The sequence below is a fragment of the Ensifer sp. Root423 genome, assembly GCF_001426275.1.
Classification (GTDB): Bacteria; Pseudomonadota; Alphaproteobacteria; order Rhizobiales; family Rhizobiaceae; genus Ensifer; species Ensifer adhaerens.
In genome coordinates, this window is the sequence record NZ_LMEG01000045.1 from 582,522 (window position 1) to 600,617 (window position 18,096).

The window sequence follows — 18,096 nt, forward strand, 5'->3', positions numbered from 1 at the left end:
CGAAATCTTTTATCGGGCGAAGTTGAGCTTGCGGTCGATGTCACCGAGTGGCGTGACGCCGGAAAGCAGCGCGCGGGCCTCGGCCTCGTCCTGCCGGATCTGCGCCACCAGCGGATCGAGGCCATCGAATTTCAATTCGTCGCGCAGGTGACCGAAGAAAGTCACGGCGCAGACTTCGCCATAGAGATCGCCGGAGAAGTCGAAGACGAAGGTCTCGAGCAGCGGTTCGCCGTCGCTGTCGACCGTCGGCCGGCGCCCGAAACTGGCGACCCCGTCGTAAAGCGAGCCGTCGGGACGACGGAAGCGCACGGCGTAGATGCCGGGTCGGAGTTCCACCTCGGGTGCAAGCCGCATGTTGGCGGTGGGAAAACCGAGTTCGCGACCGAGCTTCTTGCCGCCGATCACCTCGGCTTCGACGAGATAACGGTAGCCGAGCATGCCCGCGGCCTGGGCGACATCGCCTTCGCCGAGCAGCGCGCGGACATAGCTCGACGAGATGACGGATGCATTTTCATCACGGAAGGCATCGACCAGCGTCACACCAAACCCGTTGTCGCCGCCTGCCGCCATCAGAAAGGCGGGCCCGCCTTCGCGGCCCTTGCCGAAATGAAAGTCGAAACCGGTCACCACATGCGAGGCATGCAGCCATTCAAGCAGGATGCGGTGGATGAAATCCGAGGCGGAAAGCTGAGAGAAGGTACGGTCGAAGGGATATTCGATGACGGCGCCGAAGCCCATGCCTTCGAGGATGCGCGCCTTCAGCGGCGCCGGCGTCAGCCGGAAGACTGGAGTGTCCGGGCGAAAAACGGTTCGCGGATGCGGCTCGAAAGTCAGGACCAGCGCGGGCACGCCGCGCGACTTGGCCTCCTCCAGCGCCCGGTTAAGGACCGACTGGTGGCCGCGGTGAACGCCATCGAAATTGCCGATGGCGACGACACCGCCGCGCAAGTGCTCCGGAAGCGGATCACGGGTCTCGTTGCGATGAAAAACCGTCATCTCCGTCTTCCCGTCAGGCGAGCCGTGGCATCCAGTATTTCGGCGAGGCGCCCTCCTTCTTGAGGAAGGCGGCAAGCTTCGCCTCGTCGGTCCGGCTTTCGTTCATGTATTCCTGGGCGTGGATACCGGCGCTGATATAGAGCAGATCCAGGCCCGCGTCCTGCGCGCCCTTGACGTCCGTCGGCATGCCGTCGCCGACGGCGATGACACGGGTCAGGTCAATCGCCCCGCGCGCGGCCTTCGCCTCGCCCAGGGCGGCGCGATAGATCGCGATATAGGGTTTGCCGGCGATGCGCGCCTCGCCACCCAGCTCTTCGTAAAGCTTGGCAATCGCACCGGCGCAGGGGATCAGCCGGTGACCACGCTCGACGACGAGGTCCGGGTTGGCGCAGATGAACGGGATCTTGCGCTTGGCAAGGCCCGTCAGGGTCGCGCGGTAATGCTCGGGCGTTTCGGTCTCGTCGTCATAGAAGCCGGCGCAGACGACCGTCTCGGCATCTTCCGAGGAAACGATCTGCGTCCCCAGCCCCTCGAGCAGGGGCAGGTCGCGCTCGGCGCCGATGAAGAAGATCTTCTTGTCGGCGGCAGCGATCAGCGCCCGGGTCACGTCGCCCGAAGTGACGATCCGATCATAGGCTTCGTCGGGCACGCCGAGACTGCGGATCTGCACCTTCACCATCGGGCTCGGGCGCGGTGAATTGGTGATGAGCACGACGGTCAGTCCGGCGGCGCGCGCCTCGGCCAATGCTTCACAGGCGGACGCGAAAGCCTGCACGCCGTTGTGAAGCACGCCCCAGACGTCACATAAAACGACATCGTAGCGCTTGGCGATTTCGCGAAAACTGTTGATCCTTGCGGCCATCCTGGCTTCCTGCAAACACGGTTTCCGGCTTGCATGGCAAGGAAGACAGGAGATTACAAGTCTCGTCTCCCGAAAAAGGCGCACCCTCCCAAGGATTCCGGCGGTGTCGAGAACCAGGAAAAATGCACTGCAGATGCGGCCCGCCGCGTAGAAGCACATTGTCGTGGTTATCAACCGTCAAAATCCCGCCCATGCCACTCATCGACGCGATCGCCCACATTTCGCCAAGAATGGGGCTAGGCTGCCTGTGCCCGCGCCTGCTGCGCCCGTCCAGGGCAACTGCCGTCAGCAAAAAATCTAGGCGCCGATCCTTGACTCACCCCATACCCAAGCTTATCTCGGCATCGCTAGCACTCGATAAATGAGAGTGCTAACACCCATCCATCGGGTCGATCAGCGATCCGTAATGTCATTTGATCGAGGGATTAGACTAATGGCAAGCACCAACTTCCGCCCGCTGCACGACCGCGTCGTCGTTCGCCGCGTTGAGTCTGAAGAGAAGACCAAGGGCGGCATCATCATTCCGGACACCGCCAAGGAAAAGCCGCAGGAAGGCGAAATCGTCGCCGTCGGTTCGGGCGCCCGTGACGAAAGCGGCAAGGTCGTTGCCCTCGACGTCAAGGCTGGCGACCGCGTTCTGTTCGGCAAGTGGTCGGGCACCGAAGTCAAGATCAACGGCGAAGACCTTCTGATCATGAAGGAAGCCGACATCATGGGCATCATCGGCTGATCAGCCGGCGTCCACCCCTTTTTATGACAACCAATGGGCAATGAGCCCGGGAGTTTTCTCTAATGGCTGCAAAAGAAATCAAGTTCGGCCGCACCGCGCGCGAAAAGATGCTGCGTGGCGTCGACATCCTCGCTGACGCGGTAAAGGTCACGCTCGGCCCGAAGGGTCGTAACGTCATCATCGACAAGTCCTTCGGCGCTCCGCGCATCACCAAGGACGGCGTATCGGTCGCCAAGGAAATCGAACTCGAAGACAAGTTCGAAAACATGGGCGCCCAGATGGTCCGCGAAGTTGCTTCGAAGACCAACGACATCGCCGGCGACGGCACCACGACTGCAACCGTTCTTGCCCAGGCGATCGTTCGCGAAGGCGCAAAGGCTGTTGCTGCCGGCATGAACCCGATGGACCTGAAGCGTGGTATCGACCTCGCTGTCACCGAAGTCGTCAAGGATCTCCAGGCCAAGGCCAAGAAGATCAACACTTCGGAAGAAGTTGCACAGGTCGGCACGATCTCGGCCAACGGCGAGCGTCAGATCGGCCTCGACATCGCTGAAGCGATGCAGAAGGTCGGCAACGAAGGCGTCATCACGGTTGAAGAAGCCAAGACCGCCGAAACGGAACTCGAAGTCGTCGAAGGCATGCAGTTCGACCGCGGCTACCTGTCGCCCTACTTCGTCACCAACCCGGAAAAGATGGTCGCTGACCTCGACGACGTCTTCGTTCTCCTTCACGAGAAGAAGCTCTCGAACCTCCAGGCCATGCTCCCGGTTCTCGAAGCTGTCGTTCAGACCGGCAAGCCGCTCCTCATCATCGCTGAAGACGTCGAAGGCGAAGCTCTTGCAACGCTCGTCGTCAACAAGCTGCGTGGCGGCCTGAAGATCGCTGCCGTCAAGGCTCCGGGCTTCGGCGATCGCCGCAAGGCCATGCTCGAAGACATCGCCATCCTGACGGGCGGCACCGTGATCTCCGAAGACCTCGGCATCAAGCTCGAAAACGTCACGCTCGACATGCTCGGCCGTGCGAAGAAGGTTTCGATCTCCAAGGAAAACACGACGATCGTCGACGGCGCCGGCCAGAAGGCCGACATCGAAGGCCGCGTTGCCCAGATCAAGGCCCAGATCGAAGACACCACCTCCGACTACGACCGCGAGAAGCTGCAGGAACGTCTTGCCAAGCTCGCTGGCGGCGTTGCCGTGATCCGCGTTGGCGGCTCGACGGAAGTCGAAGTGAAGGAAAAGAAGGACCGCATCGACGACGCTCTCAACGCGACGCGCGCTGCTGTTCAGGAAGGCATCGTACCGGGCGGCGGCGTTGCCCTGCTGCGTTCTTCCGTCAAGATCACCGTCAAGGGTGCAAACGACGACCAGGAAGCCGGCATCAACATCGTTCGTCGCGCTCTGCAGGCTCCGGCCCGCCAGATCGCTGAGAACGCTGGTGACGAAGCCTCCATCGTTGTCGGCAAGATCCTCGACAAGGACCAGGACAACTTCGGCTACAACGCCCAGACCGGCGAATACGGCGACATGATCTCGATGGGCATCATCGACCCGGTCAAGGTCGTTCGCACCGCCCTTCAGGACGCTGCTTCGGTTGCCGGCCTCCTCGTCACGACGGAAGCCATGATCGCCGAACTGCCGAAGAAGGACGCCCCGGCTGGCATGCCTGGCGGCATGGGCGGCATGGGCGGCATGGACATGATGTGATAATGGCGACAGCCTTATCGCAGCATCGTCCATAAAGCTTCGCCCATGCACTTAAAGTGGTTCAGCGCGTCAAGCCTTATCGCAGCATCGTCCATAAAGCTTCGCCCATGCACTTAAAGTGGTTCAGCGCGTCAAGCGCRCTGAACGGGCGGCATGGACATGATGTGATAATGGCGAMAGCCTTATTGCAAGGATCCATCCGGATCGGAAAGGCGGCCTTCGGGTCGCCTTTCTTGTTTTTTATCAATGCCACTCATCGCCGGAGAGCATCTGCCGAACAGTCGGCAGGAAAAAACCCATCGGTTGTAGTCAGGCTTCAAAAAACCGTTGAAGTCGAAAAAAAACGAACTATAACAGCGCCCCAAGTGAGCGAAGATTGAGGGGAGACTGGGCGGCACACTTAAGGCAGACAGGCAATCGCCGGGGCTTTTTCGTATTCGCTGCCCATCCGGAAATTCTTCGAGACTATACCTAAAGAATAAAAGTATTTAATCGCAAATTAAGCCGACACTCTCCTTCGAAATAAGTTCGCCGGCGAGATCCACTACTATCTATAGACCTTTCTACTTGAGAAAACACCCACATCACGTGGCGTGCGCTCTCGTATTGGTCATGTCGGGCGCAGTTTGCACATTGGGACGCGTTTCCCTGGGGCGCCGAAGGCAGCTCCGGGAACTCTGCTGGGGTAGACCGTGTTTAAGATCACCAGAGCAAATTCCGCTCCCCTCGGCTCTTCGGGACATCTGCATCCGGGCCTACCGCATCATGAATTCATGGAGCAGTTTTGCGTCTCGGAGGGGTGGTCCGGCGACCTGTCGACGGGCCTGTTCCGGCTCGGCGAGAAGGCGGCCGCGATCCATGGCCTGCGTGACGGCGAGTGCGGCCTTCTGAACTTCGTTCGCTGCTACGATCCGGCCGATCGCAATCACGTGCTCGAACTGTTCGAACAGGCGGCAACGAGCTGCTCGTCTTTCTGCTTTTCGACGACGATCGCGCTCGAGGAGTCCGGCCAGAAGCAGCCGCTATTCTGCATCGGAGAATCCTCCGGCCTCGAACAGCGCTATTCCGGCATGATCACCGGCATCTTTTTCTTTCCACGCTTTCTCGTGGAAGTCGCGGGTCGCGCACTGCTGCGCCAGTAAGCCCGCCCCTGCCCGCGCACGGGCCCGAGTGTAGAGAACCCTCGATCACATATGGCCGCCGCAACCGCCCCATGGGCGATTGCGGTGAAGGTGTGCGGCAGAGACGCGGACGTACGGCTCAGGCTGCCGCCGCGTCGTCCTTGCCCGTGAAGAGCACCGTGATCGGCGCCGGGCGACCAAGCAGATAGCCCTGCGCCTCGTCGCAGCCCTCGGCTTGCAGGATATCGAGCTGCTTCTGCGTTTCGACGCCTTCGGCAAGGACAGGCACGGACAGGCTCTGGCCGAGCGCAAGAATGGCGCGCACGATCGCCTTGGCCTGCGGGCTGCCTTCCACTTCCCACATGAAGCTCCGGTCGAGCTTGATCTTGTCGAAGGGGAAGGACCGCAGCGTCTCGAGCGACGAATAGCCGGTCCCGAAGTCGTCGATCGCGATGGTGACGCCCAGTTCCTTGATCTGGCGCAGCGTCAGCAGCGCCCGCTCCTTGTCGTCGATGATCGTCGATTCCGTGATTTCGAGCTCCAGCCGGTTCGGGTCGAGACCCGTGTCGGCAAGCACGTCCTGAACCAGACTGACGATGTCGCCGTTGGCAAGCTGGACCGGCGAAAGGTTGACGGCAATCTTGTGACTGCTCTCCCAGCCCGCCGCCTCGCGGCAGGCCTCGCGCAGCACCCATTCGCCGATCGGCAGGATCGCGCCGCATTCCTCGGCAAGCGGGATGAACTCGCTCGGAGGCACCATGCCGCGTTCCGGATGGCTCCAGCGCAGGAGCACCTCGTAGCCGATGACGGCGCCGCTCATCACAGACTTCTGCACCTGGTAGTGCAAGGCAAGCTGCTTCTTCTCGACCGCGTCCCAGAGATCGTTGGCAAGCGCGCGCCGCTGGCGGGCAGCTTCATCCATCGACACCTCGTAGAAGCAGACGGTCTGGTTGAGGGCGGCCTTCGCCCGGTACATCGCAAGGTCGGCATTGTTGATCAGCGTGTCGGCCGTCTCGGCATCCTGCGGATAGATCGCGACACCCATGCTGCCGCCGGACTTGAGCTCGAAATCGCCAAAGCGCATTTCCTCATGCAGGCTCTTTTCGATCCGGCGCAGGAAGTCGTTAAGCTCGGAGAGTTCCTCGAAGCGCTTGACCGCCGCGAACTCGTCGCCGCCGAAGCGTGCCACGAACTCGCCTTCCTGCAGAAGGCCCTTCATGCGCTGGGCGATCGTCACCAGCACGAAGTCTCCGGCGGCGTGGCCGTGCAGATCGTTGACTTCCTTGAACTTGTTGAGGTCGATGCCGATGACGGCGACCTTGCGGTTGAACCAGGCGGCCGCGTCCAGCTCCTCTTCGAGATAGCTGCTGAACTGCAGCCGGTTCGGCAGCCCCGTGAGGCTGTCGTGGCGGGCAAGGAAGGTAATCTGCTCCTCGGTGTCGAGCCGCTCGGTGATGTCCTCATAGGTGCTCACCCAGCCGCCATCGGGCAGCGTGCGATGCTTGGTCAGGATCGAGCGGCCGTTGACGAGCTTTTCGACGATATCGCCGCCGCCATTGCCGACCATTTCGATCCGGTGCTTCTGGTAGAGCTCCTCGGCCTTGGTCCGGGCCATCTCCGGATCTGTGTAGATGCGGGCAAAGACGATATCGAGGATTTCGCGGAAGGTCAGCCCCTTGCCGGCGAGTGTCTCGGAGAAGCCGAAGATCTCTCGGCAGCGACGGTTGGAGAGCAACAGCCGGTCGCTGCTGTCGAACAGGCAGATGCCCTGCGACATGTTTTCGAGCGCGACATCGAGATTGTTGCTGACTTCGGCGATACGGTCGGCGTCAAGCTTCGCCTTGGTGATGTGCTTGACGATCTTGATGAAGCCGGCGTGCTTGCCGTCGTCGTCCATGAAGGGGTCGAGCACCACGTGAGCCCAGAACCGGGATCCGTCCTTGCGATAGCGCCAGCCTTCGTTCTCGTACTTACCATCGGCCAGTGCGACCTCGAGCGCCCGCTGCGGTACGCCGTCGCGCTGATCCTCCTGCGAGTAGAAGCAGGCGAAATTCTTGCCGACGATTTCCTCGCCCTTATAGCCCTTGTTGGCCTCGGCGCCGGCGTTCCAGCTGGCGACGCGGCCGTCGGTGTCGAGCATATAGATCGCGTAGTCCTTCACGCTGCGCACGAAGCGGGCGAATTCCCGTTCGGCAGCAGCGGCGGAAAGCTCGGCATGATGGGCGAAGCCGGCGGCGATCAGCACCATCGACAGCAGGAAGAAGGCGGTGCCGGCGATGACGAAGGCAAGCAGATGCGGCTGGATCATGCCCGCATGGGTCGGCGTCAGCAGATCGGCCTCGATCGTGACCGCACCCATGGCGGTGAAATGCAACGCGACGATCCCGAGCGTCATCAGCAGGGTGGCAAGGATCTTCGCCTTCAGCGGCTTGCCGACACTGGCGATCGTGCGCAGAGCGGCGATGTCAAACAGCGAGCCGACGACCACGGAGGCGACGACCAGTGCCGCATTCCAGCGGATGCTGCCCGGCACGTCGAGCGCCGCCATGCCAAGAAAATGCATGCAGGCGACGCCGCCGCCGAGAACGAAGCCGCCAGCAATCCAGCCGAGGCGGTCCTGAACATGGGTCGCGATCAATAGGGCCGTCGTGGTGAGGATGATGGCAACGGCCAGCGACAGGCCGGTGAGATCCATCTGGTAGCCGAGGACGACGCCGGGATCATAGGCGAGCATGGCGATGAAGTGGGTCGCCCAGATGCCGAAGCCGCTGGCGATGCCGGCGGCCGTCGCCCAGATCGCTTTCGCCTTGCCCGAGGAGCCGCGGGCGCGCTGCAGCAGCGTTACTGCTCCGTAACTCGCGAGAAAGCACACAAGTGCGGCCAAAACGACCAGTCTGGGATTATGCTCTACCACCAGGCATGTAAGAACCTTGAACATCGCCAATCGCCTAAATCAAATTCTGTCGGGAAACGAGACCTCTCGCCTCCACTTAAGCTGCCTGTGTTGGCGTCAGGTGATTTAAGGAAGTGATAAATCGAGGCTCTGCCGGGCAATTGCCCAGCAAGACAATAGTTTCGTCGTTAACGAATTTTGAAACCACGCCGCCTTCAAGTTGCAGCCTGCCAAAAAGCGCCGCCTGGCGTGGTTCGCCGCCTATGCTTGCGACAGCAGCGCCTTGAGGTCGGATTGGGGATCGGCGATGACGGCTCGGTCAGGATTGATGCCGCTCTCCAGCAGCTTCTTGCCGGTCACATAGGCCTTGGCGTCGTTGATCGCATCGACGGCCACCAGGCGCCCCTGCCGGAAATACCAGACCGACACGCTGCCTTCGCGCTGGCCGGGCCTGACGATGGTTTCGTCGTGGCCGAGCCCGAAGCCGGCGATCTGCAGCTTGACGTCGTACTGGTCCGACCAGAACCAGGGCTTGGGATCGTAAGGGGCATCACTGCCGGCAAGGATAGCCGCGACCGCTTCGGCCTGATCGACGGCATTCTGCACCGACTCCAGCCGGATGCGCAGATCCTCGAAGGGAAGAACGGCGCAATCACCCATCGCGAAGACCGCCGGATCGGAGGTGCGGCCATGCGCGTCGACGACGATGCCGTTTGCGGTTTCGAGCCCGGCGTCGTGGGCCAGGCGATCATTGGCGGTCACGCCGATGCCGACGATGACGACATCGACCGGCAAGGTGGAACCATCGGAGAGTTCCGCCGCGGTGACACGGCCATTGTCGCCGACGAGGCGGTTGAGACCGGTACCCTCGCGAATATCGACGCCGCGACCACGATGAATGTCGCGCACGAGCCCCGACGTCGCCGAGGAGGCAACACGCTGCAGGATGCGGTCGGCCATTTCGATGACCGTGACGTCCAGGCCGCAGGTGCGCGCGACGGCTGCCGCTTCAAGACCGATGTAACCACCGCCGATGACGAGCGCGCGACGGCCGGGCTTCATCTCCTCGGCAAGGCTGTCGGCATCCCTGAAGTCGCGAACGACGAAGACACCCTCGAGATCGCCGCCGACCGAGGCCGGCAGCCGGCGCGGCGTGGCGCCGGTCGCAAAGGCCAGCACTTCATAGTCGAGCGATGTGCCATCGCTGAGCGTCACGTGTTTGCCGGCCCGGTCAAGCCCGATCACGGTCGTTTCGAGGCGCACGTCGACAGCGTGCTCGCCGTACCAGGCTTCCGGCCGGTAGAGCAGGCGGTCGAGGCTCATCTCGCGCAGGAGATACTTTTTGGAGAGCGGCGGGCGCTGATAGGGCAGGCTTGCTTCGGAGGCGACGATGGTGATCGGCCGCTCGTCCTTGAGCGCACGGAGCTTCGCAACTAGAGCAAAGGCGGCCTGACCGCCACCGACAACAACAAGCCTTCCGGACACGCTTCCCACCTGCCTTTATTCATCTGTACAACAAGGCCTAGCCTTCCGCCCGAGCTTCGTCAACTCTGGCACAGGCCACGCCGTTTGCTATTCCTTGCGCGGCACGTCCATGCCCTTTTGAGCCGCCGGGCGCGACAGGCCGCGCTCGACCCAGGCCATCACCTTGGGGAAGCTCTTGTAATCCAGGACCTCGGCACCGCCATAGAATCTGCGCGCACCTTCGACCCAGGGATAGGTGGCGATGTCAGCGATCGTGTAATCGTCGCCCATCAGCCATTGCCGCCCGTCAAGGCGGGTTTCGAGCACGCCGAGCAGCCGCTTGGCTTCGTCACGGTAGCGCTCGACGGGGTAGGAATTGTTGGCGACCTTGTCGGCGGCGAACTTGAAGAAGTGACCGAACTGGCCGAACATCGGACCGACGCCGCCCATCTGGAACATAACCCAGGCGATCGTTTCGTAGCGGCCGGCCGCGTCGGCAGGCAGCAGCTTGCCGGTCTTTTTAGCGAGATAGATAAGGATCGCGCCGGACTCGAACAGCCCGATTGGCTTTCCATCCGGGCCGTTGGGATCGATGATCGCCGGGATGCGGCCGTTGGGGTTGAGCGAGACGAACTCCGGCGACTTCTGGTCATTGGTATCGAAGGCGATGCGGTGCGGTTCGTAGGGCAGGCCCAGCTCTTCGAGCGCGATCGAAACCTTCACGCCGTTCGGCGTCGGCAGCGAATAGAGCTGGATGATATCAGGGTTTTTCGCCGGCCAGCGCTTGGTGATCGGAAAGGCGGACAGATCGGCCATGAAGGTCTCCTGGAACGGAACAGCGGGAGGCGGCAGAAACGCCGCACGCAGACTTACATAGGAGCGGAGGGCGCGCCTTTTGAGGGCCCTACTTTATTTTTGTAACCGGCGGGATCGTCAAGACCGCGCATGCCCCGTTCGCAGCGTCAAAGGACGCTACGCACGGCCGCGATAATCCGTGCCACCACAGGATCGCCCTCGTGAGCCGCCTTGCGCGCCCGAACCAGGCAAGCTTCGGAACGCAGGATCACGCCATCGGTGAGTATCTTCAGGTGGTTTGCCTTCAACGTCGAACCGGTCGAGGTGATGTCGACGATAATGTCGGCGGAACCAGAGGCCGGCGCGCCTTCGGTCGCCCCGAGGCTTTCGACGATGCGGTAAAGCTGGATGCCGTGGCTGCCCGAGAAATGGTTCTGCGTCAGCCGCCAGTACTTGGTGGCGATCGCCAGACGGCGACCATGGCGGGCACGGAAATCGGCGGCAACGTCGCCAAGGTCGGCCATGGTGTCGACGTCGTACCAGACCTCAGGCACCGCGACGACGACGTCGGCATGACCGAAGCCGAGACGGGCGCAGAACTCGACGCGCGCATCGGCGTTGGCAAGCCCCTCGCGCACCAGGTCTTCGCCGGTTACGCCGAAATCGATTGAGCCGTTGCCGAGCTCTCGCGAGATTTCCGACGCCGAAAGGAACGCAATCTCCACATCATCAGCACCTTCGACGCGGCCGCGATAGGAGCGGTCGTTGCCGACGGCAACGATCTTCAGGCCGGCGCGTTCGAAGATCGCCGAAGCGTCATCCTTCATCCGCCCCTTGGACGGCAAGGCGATAGTGATGGTCATTGGGCGCCTCCTTCAGAGGCAATCGCCTTTTCGATGCGGTCGAGCCAGAGCGAGAAGCCGACGGCCGGGATATGCTCGCGGGCGCCGAGCAGAGTCAGCAGCCGATCGAAGCGGCCGCCGCCGGCAAGGACGGCATGCGTTCCGGCAAGCTCAACCTCGAAAACCAGGCCGGTATAATAGTCGAGAGGACGACCAAAGGCCGCTCGATAACGAATGGCGCCGATGTCGGAACCGGCCTTGCTAAGGGCGGCAACGCGGGCATCGAAACGGGCGAGCGCATCATCGATTTTGAGGCCGGATTTCTGCGCGAAAGCGAAGAGTGCGGCCGGCGCATCGGCAAGCGGCACGTCGAGCGCCAGGAACGCGGCGACCTGATCCAGCGTTCTGCGGTCAAGCCGCGTGTTCGCCAGTTCCATCTTCTCCTTCAGCCGGCGCGCAATATCCTGCGGCGAACGGCTAGCGTTGGTCGAATAGCCGGTCGCTTCCATCGTTGCGGCGACATGCGCGACGAGACGGTCCTCGTCTTCGAGCAGGCCGTCCATCGACAGCCGCACGACTTCAGGACCGAAGACGCCGACCGTGCGCGGATGGGCGAGCTCGGTCAGAAGCTTCTGCAGGTGCTTCTGGTCGCCGAAGGCGTGGATCAGCCGCTTCTGCCAGCCAGCCGGCAGGCCACAGGCACCGACGACGGCTTCAAACACGGCCTGGTCGCCAAGCGTCACGCTGAGAGACCGGCCCGGCACCCGGTTGGCGACGATGCGCATCGCGTCAGAGACGGCGCGCGCATCGGCTGCCGCCGTATCGGTGTCGCCAAGATCCTCGATGCCGGCCTGGTAGAATTCGTTGCCGCCTTCGCGGCGCTGGCGGAAGACCTCGCCGAGATAGGCATAGCGCTTCGGCGTTCCGGTCACCGCCTCGATATGGCGGAGACAGACGGGAATGGTGAATTCCGGCCGCAGGCACAGGCTCTCGCCGGTCTCGCTCTCGGTCATGAAGATGCGGCGGCGCAGATCCTCACCGGCCATGGCGAGGAAAGGCTCGGCCGGCTGGATCACCGGAGTGTCGACACGCAGCGCGCCGAGGCTTTCGAAGTCGGCAAGCAGCGCATCGGCAAAGGCAGGCAGATTGATGAGGGCCATAGTCGTCAGCCCCTTGCCCGATCCTCGGCCTGTGCCGCCAGCATCTCGCGCACCTTTTCGACCAGTTCGGCCGTCGGCACGGAAACCTGGGCCACGCGCGCCTCGCGCCAGGCCGCGTTGTCCTCGATCTCACCCGACAGGCGCTTGCCCTCGATCAGATCCTTGATCTGCACGACACCGGCGGCGCGCTCGTCGCCACCCTGGATGATGGCGAGCGGCGAGCCACGGCGGTCGGCATATTTCAGCTGATCGCCAAAGTTCTTCTTGTTGCCCTGGTACATTTCGGCGCGGATGCCGGCATGGCGGAGCTGCTGCACGAAACGCTGGTAATGGCCCATCGCCTCGATGTCGCGGTCCATGACGCAGACGACAACAGGCGCGAGCACGTCAGATGCACCGAGCTTGCCGAGGTTCTTCAGCGCCGTCATAAGGCGGGAAACGCCGATCGAGAAACCGGTCGCCGGGACCGGCTGCCCCATGAAACGCGACACGAGACCGTCGTAGCGACCACCACCGCCGACCGAACCGAAGACGACCTTTTCGCCCTTCTCGTTGGTGACGGCAAACTGCAGCTCGGCCTCGAAGACGGGGCCGGTATAATATTCGAGACCACGCACGACCGAGGGGTCGATCTTGATGCGGTCAGCCTCGTAGCCGGCGCTCAGGACCAGGCTGCGGATGGTGTTGAGTTCCTCGACACCTTCGCCGCCCTTGGCGGTGCCTGAAACGAGCACTGCCAGTTCGTCGGCACTTTCGGCATAATTCTGGATGCCGACGAAGAACAGGACCTTGTCGATCTGCTCGCCATTGAGGCCCGCACCCTTGGTGAAGTCGCCGCTTTCGTCCTTGCGGCCTTCGCCGAGCAGGAGCCTGACGCCTTCGGGGCCGAACTTGTCGAGCTTGTCGATGGCGCGCAGCACCGTCAGGCGGGCATTGACCTTGTCGTCGCCGCCAAGACCGATCGCCTCCATGACGCCGTCGAGCACCTTGCGGTTGTTGACGCGGATCACGTAGTCGCCGCGCGCTATGCCAAGGGCTTCCATGGTGTCGGCCATCATCATGCACATTTCGGCGTCCGCCTGGACGCCGGCGGCACCGACGGTGTCGGCATCGAACTGCATGAACTGGCGGAAGCGGCCCGGGCCAGGCTTCTCGTTGCGGAAGACGTAGCCGGCGCGATAGGTGCGGAACGGCAGCTGGATCTCGTTGAAGTTCTCGGCGACGTGACGGGCGAGCGGCGCCGTCAGGTCGTAGCGCAGCGACATCCACTGGTCGTCGTCATCGGTCAGCGAGAAGACGCCTTCGTTCGGCCGGTCGCTGTCGGGCAGGAACTTACCGAGCGCATCGGTGTATTCGAACAGCGGTGTTTCGACCGGGTCGAAACCATAATGCTCGTAGACCGCCCGGATCTTGCCGATCATTTCGTCCGTCGCGCGGATATCGGCAGCGGAGCGATCGACGAAGCCGCGCGGAAGACGCGCCTTGAGCTTCTGCGGTTTCTTCTGTTTCTCGGTCATGGGAGCATTCCGGACTGTCTCTTGTTGGCTGCTTTCCCTATCGGATCAAGTGGGGGGCGGCAAGGGTTTGCACCGCGCAAAGCGTTCGCCCGGGCCATGCGCCGGCGCTTTGCGTCAAAGCCTAGCACGGGTGAGCTTCGCGTCATCGGGATCGACACGCACCATCGCGACGCGTCGGGGAGGACTTGACCTCAACCACAAGGCGCATTAGACGATATGCAATCACTAAAAGTTTATCGCCTGACCGATCGACGACGTTCCGGCTGCACCGATGATCGTCTATCTTCGCGGCCAAGGGCCGAGTACCTACAAACGAGTTTTCGATGCAATGACTGCATCGGGAAAACACTTCAATGGCAAACAACGCATCGAAGCGCCTTGCGGCAGTGGCGGTCTCCGGTAACGAGACATCACGTCCGCGCGGCGAGAAGAAGGGCATCATGTTGAGGTTCATGACACCTGGCTCGGGAGCCATCCAACCCGGGCACCTCGGGGCGCATTCGGCCTGGATGGACCACCTCGATGAAAGCGACTATTTCGTGGAGACATGGCGCTGCGATCTGGCCAGCGGCGTCTTTCATCTGGGCGAGCGAACCGCCGCCCTGCTTGGCGCTTCCAACCGCTCCTGCGGCATCGTCGATCTGGTGCGTGCCTATGACAGCCGGGATCGCGTGACAGTGCTCAACATCCTCGAGCAGGCAACCGCGTCGCCGTCTTCGTTCTGCTTCACGGCGCTCGTGCGCTTGCCAAGTTTGAAGGCGGCACAGCTTTTCTGCGTCGGCCGGTCGTCGCTCGACGCGTCCACCGGCGAAAACATGCTGCAGGGCATTTTCGCCTTTCCGCGCGAGCGTCCTGCGCTTGACGCCTGAACGGACGGGTTGAATCCGCAGCCAGCCCTTCCCTAGATTGATGGAGTGCCAAGGAGCCGGCCACGGCCGGCCTCTTGGCACGAGACATCAGATAAGGAAGGAAACACCATGTCGCTGAAACCGCTGATCGCCGCCCTCGCGCTTTCCGCCTGCCTCGGCTTTCCTGCGTTGGCAGAGGAGTCCGGACACGGCAGCATGCACCATGGAGCGACCGAAACCGCGATGCCGAAGGGCGACAATTCGCCTTCGAGCAAAGCCTTCGCCGAAGCCAATGCCCGCATGCACAAGGACATGGACATCACCTACACCGGCAAGGCGGACATCGACTTCGTGCGCGGCATGATCGCCCACCATCAGGGCGCGATCGACATGGCGAAGGTGGAGCTCGAATACGGTAAGGACGAAACGCTGCGCAAGCTGGCCGAAGAGGTCATCAAGGCGCAGGAAGGCGAGATCAGGACGATGAAGGCGTGGCTCGCCAAGAACGGCGGCTGAACCCGCAGTCCCAACGCCACCGGCAAACACCCGTCGTCAGGCAGACGACGGGCGCACTCATCAGGCGACGCGGGCCTGGGGCCTTGCAAGCTTGCCACGCAACTCCTCGACGACCGTGCGGCAGTGGCAGCCTTCGATGTGATCGTTGACGAGGCCCATGGCCTGCATGAAGGCGTAGATCGTCGTCGGGCCGACGAAGGTCCAGCCGCGCTTCTTCAAATCCTTGGAAATGCGGGTCGAGGTCGGGGTCGTCGGATTGGCGACGATCGCTTCATAGGTCACCACCTGCGGACGCTCGGCTGCCTGCGGCTCATAGGACCAGAAATAGGCCGCCAGCGAACCGAACTCTTGCCTCAGTTCCTGGGCGCGGCGCGCGTTGTTGATCGTCGAGACGATCTTGCCGCGATGACGCACGATGCCTGTATCGGCAAGGCAACGCCCGATTTCCGCGTCGCCGAACTTTGCGACCGCGTCGAAATCGAAACCGGCGAAGGCGGCGCGAAACGCCTCGCGCTTGCGCAGGATCGTCAGCCAGGACAGGCCGGACTGGAAACCTTCCAGGCAGATCTTCTCGAAAAGCCGGCGGTCGTCGGTGACCGGGCGCCCCCATTCCTCGTCATGGTAGCGACGATAATCGTCGAGATTGCCCTGCCAGGCGCAACGCAAAAATCCGTCCTCACCGATCACAATGCCCTTGGCCGTCATCGCCCTCTTTGCTCCATCCTGCTCATTTTCCTGCCTTTACCATTTGCAAACCAGATTCCTAAAGCAGCGGATAACCCTACCCAAAGCTTTATCGGCGCCATCGGCTTTTAACGAGGCACCGTTTACCATTCGGTCGCCCTCCAAATGACACGATTGCCCCCATTGCCAAGGCGCAACCCGTCCGTTCGAGCATTCCGCTCACCGGCAGACTGCGCCCCCTTCAGTGATTTTCGGCGAAAGGTAGCGAGTCCGTCCGATGTTGAAAAAGTCTCTTCTTATAGCCGCCTCTCTTCTGACCCTCGTGGCTGGCCCGGCCGGAGCACAGGACCGGTATCAGAACAGGCCGCCCGTCGTCGTCAGTCCCGACCTCACCGCCCCCTGGGTGATGCAGCTCGGCGGACAGCAGGCGCGCACGCGGCAGGTTATCTACCGGCAGCAGATTCCGCAGGCCACCCGAAAACAGTTCTATCAGCAGGGACAGGTCGCGAAACCTCAGGTCAAGCGCCGCGCCGTCAATCCGCTGATCCAGCCGGCCAATGCCATGCGCGCCCAGCGGCCGGTGAAATCGAAATTCGACCCGCAGTACCTGCCGCAGACGGTCGCCTATGAGAGCAAGGAAAAGCCGGGCACGATCGTCATCGATACCAACAACCGCTTCCTCTATCTGGTGACCGGCAACGGTGAGGCACGGCGCTATGGCGTCGGTGTCGGCAAGCCGGGCTTCGAATGGGCCGGCGCCCACAAGGTCACCCGCAAGGCGGAATGGCCGAGCTGGACGCCGCCGCAGGAGATGATCACCCGCGAGGCGGCCAAGGGCCATTACCTGCCGGCGCGCATGGACGGCGGCCCGGAAAATCCGCTCGGCGCACGCGCCATGTATCTCGGCTCGACGCTCTACCGCATCCACGGCACCAACGCGCCCTGGACGATCGGCTATGCCGTTTCCTCCGGCTGCATCCGCATGCGCAACGAAGACGTTGTCGATCTTTACGAGCGCGTGAAAGTGGGCACGAAGGTTATCGTCATCTAATTGCAGCACTGCATAGAATATTCCCCTCTCCTCACCCGTGTTGCTGTTGCCTATGCGTGATTTTCAGGCAACAGCAGCGTAAGGACAGGCAAGTTTTGTGATCACGTTTGATCTACCGGATGTATCGCGGGCTTGAACTTCGATGCGTTTTGCATAGCCTGCCTGCAACGAGGGTTTAGAGGGAATCGTAAATGAAGCGTCATGCCAGCAAAGTGGTCGCAATCGCGATTGCGACCAGCACTATTCTTGTGGCCGCCAGCGCCTCGGCTTTCACGCCGGCGCCCGTAGCAGGCCCCAAGATCCAGTCGTCAGACATTGTACTCGTGGCCACTCCGAAGAAGCCGGCAAAACAATACTGGCGCACCAAGGTTCGCTTCCGCACCGACGAAGCCCCCGGCACGATCATCGTCGATACCAACAACAAGTTTCTCTACTACATCGACGGCCCGAACCGCGCGACGCGCTACGGCATCGGCGTCGGCCGGGACGGCTTCGGCTGGTCGGGTGTCGTGAAGGTTGGCCGCAAGGCCGAATGGCCGACCTGGACGCCGCCGGCCGAAATGCGCCGCCGCGAGGCCGCCAAGGGCCGCATCCTGCCGATCACCCAGGAAGGCGGCATCGACAACCCGCTCGGCGCCCGCGCCATGTATCTCTACAAGGGCGGCCGCGACACGATCTTCCGTATCCACGGCACCAACCAGCCCTGGACCATCGGCCAGAACATGTCTTCCGGCTGCATCCGCATGATGAACGAGGACGTGGAGCATCTCTACGACCGCGCCGACGTCGGCACGAAGGTCATCGTCATCGGCCCCGGCAGCAAGGCCGGCGACACCTATTTCGACGATCGCGGCGTCGACATCTTCCGCCAGATCTTTGGCGGCTGAGGACGCCGAAACTTCCACCCACCAAAA

Annotated in this window: 16 protein-coding genes and 1 pseudogene; 7 read left to right on the top strand and 10 right to left on the bottom strand. The window is 62.3% G+C overall.

What is annotated here, in order from left to right; translation table 11 throughout:
• Positions 1-9: 9 nt before the first annotated feature.
• Positions 10-996 carry a bifunctional riboflavin kinase/FAD synthetase gene (locus ASD01_RS31440; RefSeq protein ID WP_034800973.1) on the bottom strand — a complete coding sequence of 329 codons (987 nt, stop codon included), beginning with the start codon at positions 994-996 and terminating at the stop codon, positions 10-12.
• A 13-nt stretch (positions 997-1,009) separates the two neighbouring features.
• The gene (locus ASD01_RS31445) at positions 1,010-1,858 is read right to left on the bottom strand and encodes a TIGR01459 family HAD-type hydrolase (protein WP_034800971.1); all 849 of its coding nucleotides are present in this window, start codon (positions 1,856-1,858) and stop codon (positions 1,010-1,012) included.
• A gap of 433 nt (positions 1,859-2,291) precedes the next feature.
• On the opposite strand from ASD01_RS31445, the gene groES reads away from it, so the two are divergent.
• The 3 genes from groES (at position 2,292) to ASD01_RS31460 (ending at position 5,433) form a co-directional block, all read left to right on the top strand.
• Positions 2,292-2,588: a co-chaperone GroES gene (groES, locus tag ASD01_RS31450; RefSeq protein ID WP_004675403.1), complete on the top strand. Its 297-nt coding sequence runs from the start codon at positions 2,292-2,294 to the stop codon at positions 2,586-2,588.
• Between the two features lie 62 nt (positions 2,589-2,650).
• Positions 2,651-4,291 carry a chaperonin GroEL gene (gene groL, locus ASD01_RS31455; protein ID WP_034800965.1) on the top strand — a complete coding sequence of 547 codons (1,641 nt, stop codon included), beginning with the start codon at positions 2,651-2,653 and terminating at the stop codon, positions 4,289-4,291.
• A 692-nt stretch (positions 4,292-4,983) separates the two neighbouring features.
• Positions 4,984-5,433, top strand: coding sequence for a hypothetical protein (locus ASD01_RS31460; protein WP_034800963.1), 450 nt, complete (start codon positions 4,984-4,986; stop codon positions 5,431-5,433).
• Between the two features lie 118 nt (positions 5,434-5,551).
• Here ASD01_RS31460 and ASD01_RS31465 read toward each other — a convergent pair whose 3' ends face one another.
• From ASD01_RS31465 to hisS, 7 genes and pseudogenes are all read right to left on the bottom strand, one after another.
• Positions 5,552-8,350: a bifunctional diguanylate cyclase/phosphodiesterase gene (locus ASD01_RS31465; protein WP_060644848.1), complete on the bottom strand. Its 2,799-nt coding sequence runs from the start codon at positions 8,348-8,350 to the stop codon at positions 5,552-5,554.
• A gap of 216 nt (positions 8,351-8,566) precedes the next feature.
• Complete coding sequence (locus tag ASD01_RS31470) at positions 8,567-9,790, bottom strand: NAD(P)/FAD-dependent oxidoreductase (protein WP_034801428.1); 1,224 nt, start codon at positions 9,788-9,790, stop codon at positions 8,567-8,569.
• Positions 9,791-9,877: 87 nt separating this feature from the next.
• Complete coding sequence (locus ASD01_RS31475; protein ID WP_034800959.1) at positions 9,878-10,585, bottom strand: glutathione binding-like protein; 708 nt, start codon at positions 10,583-10,585, stop codon at positions 9,878-9,880.
• A 146-nt stretch (positions 10,586-10,731) separates the two neighbouring features.
• Positions 10,732-11,427, bottom strand: a complete 696-nt coding sequence (gene hisG, locus ASD01_RS31480) for an ATP phosphoribosyltransferase (protein ID WP_034800957.1) — start codon at positions 11,425-11,427, stop codon at positions 10,732-10,734.
• Positions 11,424-12,557, bottom strand: coding sequence for an ATP phosphoribosyltransferase regulatory subunit (locus ASD01_RS31485; RefSeq protein ID WP_371273164.1), 1,134 nt, complete (start codon positions 12,555-12,557; stop codon positions 11,424-11,426). The genes hisG and ASD01_RS31485 overlap by 4 nt, the downstream gene beginning before the upstream one ends.
• Positions 12,442-12,699 carry a zinc finger domain-containing protein gene (locus ASD01_RS37675; protein ID WP_371273162.1) on the bottom strand — a complete coding sequence of 86 codons (258 nt, stop codon included), beginning with the start codon at positions 12,697-12,699 and terminating at the stop codon, positions 12,442-12,444. The genes ASD01_RS31485 and ASD01_RS37675 overlap by 116 nt, the downstream gene beginning before the upstream one ends.
• A 46-nt stretch (positions 12,700-12,745) precedes the next feature.
• Positions 12,746-14,083 (bottom strand): annotated as a pseudogene (hisS, locus tag ASD01_RS31490) (histidine--tRNA ligase); the annotation flags it as partial.
• A 440-nt stretch (positions 14,084-14,523) separates the two neighbouring features.
• On the opposite strand from hisS, the gene ASD01_RS31495 reads away from it, so the two are divergent.
• Entirely contained in the window at positions 14,524-14,952 is a 429-nt protein-coding gene (locus ASD01_RS31495) for a hypothetical protein (protein ID WP_034801425.1), read from the top strand.
• A 108-nt stretch (positions 14,953-15,060) separates the two neighbouring features.
• Positions 15,061-15,447 carry a CopM family metallochaperone gene (gene copM, locus ASD01_RS31500; RefSeq protein WP_034800951.1) on the top strand — a complete coding sequence of 129 codons (387 nt, stop codon included), beginning with the start codon at positions 15,061-15,063 and terminating at the stop codon, positions 15,445-15,447.
• A 60-nt stretch (positions 15,448-15,507) separates the two neighbouring features.
• Here copM and ASD01_RS31505 read toward each other — a convergent pair whose 3' ends face one another.
• Positions 15,508-16,152 (bottom strand): DNA-3-methyladenine glycosylase I, encoded by a 645-nt coding sequence (locus ASD01_RS31505; RefSeq protein WP_034800948.1) that lies wholly within the window; start codon positions 16,150-16,152, stop codon positions 15,508-15,510.
• Between the two features lie 256 nt (positions 16,153-16,408).
• Between ASD01_RS31505 and ASD01_RS31510 the strand changes: the two genes are divergently transcribed.
• Complete coding sequence (locus ASD01_RS31510) at positions 16,409-17,182, top strand: L,D-transpeptidase (protein ID WP_034800946.1); 774 nt, start codon at positions 16,409-16,411, stop codon at positions 17,180-17,182.
• A gap of 191 nt (positions 17,183-17,373) precedes the next feature.
• Positions 17,374-18,069: a L,D-transpeptidase gene (locus tag ASD01_RS31515; RefSeq protein WP_034800943.1), complete on the top strand. Its 696-nt coding sequence runs from the start codon at positions 17,374-17,376 to the stop codon at positions 18,067-18,069.
• The last annotated feature ends 27 nt before the right edge of the window (positions 18,070-18,096 follow it).

Bases quoted from the DNA above. Each gene is read 5' to 3' on its own strand.
- ASD01_RS31440 (WP_034800973.1), bottom strand. From the start codon at position 996: ATGACGGTTTTTCATCGCAACGAGACCCGTGATCCGCTTCCGGAGCAC.
- ASD01_RS31445 (WP_034800971.1), bottom strand. From the start codon at position 1,858: ATGGCCGCAAGGATCAACAGTTTTCGCGAAATCGCCAAGCGCTACGAT.
- groES (WP_004675403.1), top strand. From the start codon at position 2,292: ATGGCAAGCACCAACTTCCGCCCGCTGCACGACCGCGTCGTCGTTCGC.
- groL (WP_034800965.1), top strand. From the start codon at position 2,651: ATGGCTGCAAAAGAAATCAAGTTCGGCCGCACCGCGCGCGAAAAGATG.
- ASD01_RS31465 (WP_060644848.1), bottom strand. From the start codon at position 8,350: ATGTTCAAGGTTCTTACATGCCTGGTGGTAGAGCATAATCCCAGACTG.
- ASD01_RS31475 (WP_034800959.1), bottom strand. From the start codon at position 10,585: ATGGCCGATCTGTCCGCCTTTCCGATCACCAAGCGCTGGCCGGCGAAA.
- hisG (WP_034800957.1), bottom strand. From the start codon at position 11,427: ATGACCATCACTATCGCCTTGCCGTCCAAGGGGCGGATGAAGGATGAC.
- ASD01_RS31495 (WP_034801425.1), top strand. From the start codon at position 14,524: ATGTTGAGGTTCATGACACCTGGCTCGGGAGCCATCCAACCCGGGCAC.
- copM (WP_034800951.1), top strand. From the start codon at position 15,061: ATGTCGCTGAAACCGCTGATCGCCGCCCTCGCGCTTTCCGCCTGCCTC.
- ASD01_RS31505 (WP_034800948.1), bottom strand. From the start codon at position 16,152: ATGACGGCCAAGGGCATTGTGATCGGTGAGGACGGATTTTTGCGTTGC.
- ASD01_RS31510 (WP_034800946.1), top strand. From the start codon at position 16,409: ATGTTGAAAAAGTCTCTTCTTATAGCCGCCTCTCTTCTGACCCTCGTG.
- ASD01_RS31515 (WP_034800943.1), top strand. From the start codon at position 17,374: ATGAAGCGTCATGCCAGCAAAGTGGTCGCAATCGCGATTGCGACCAGC.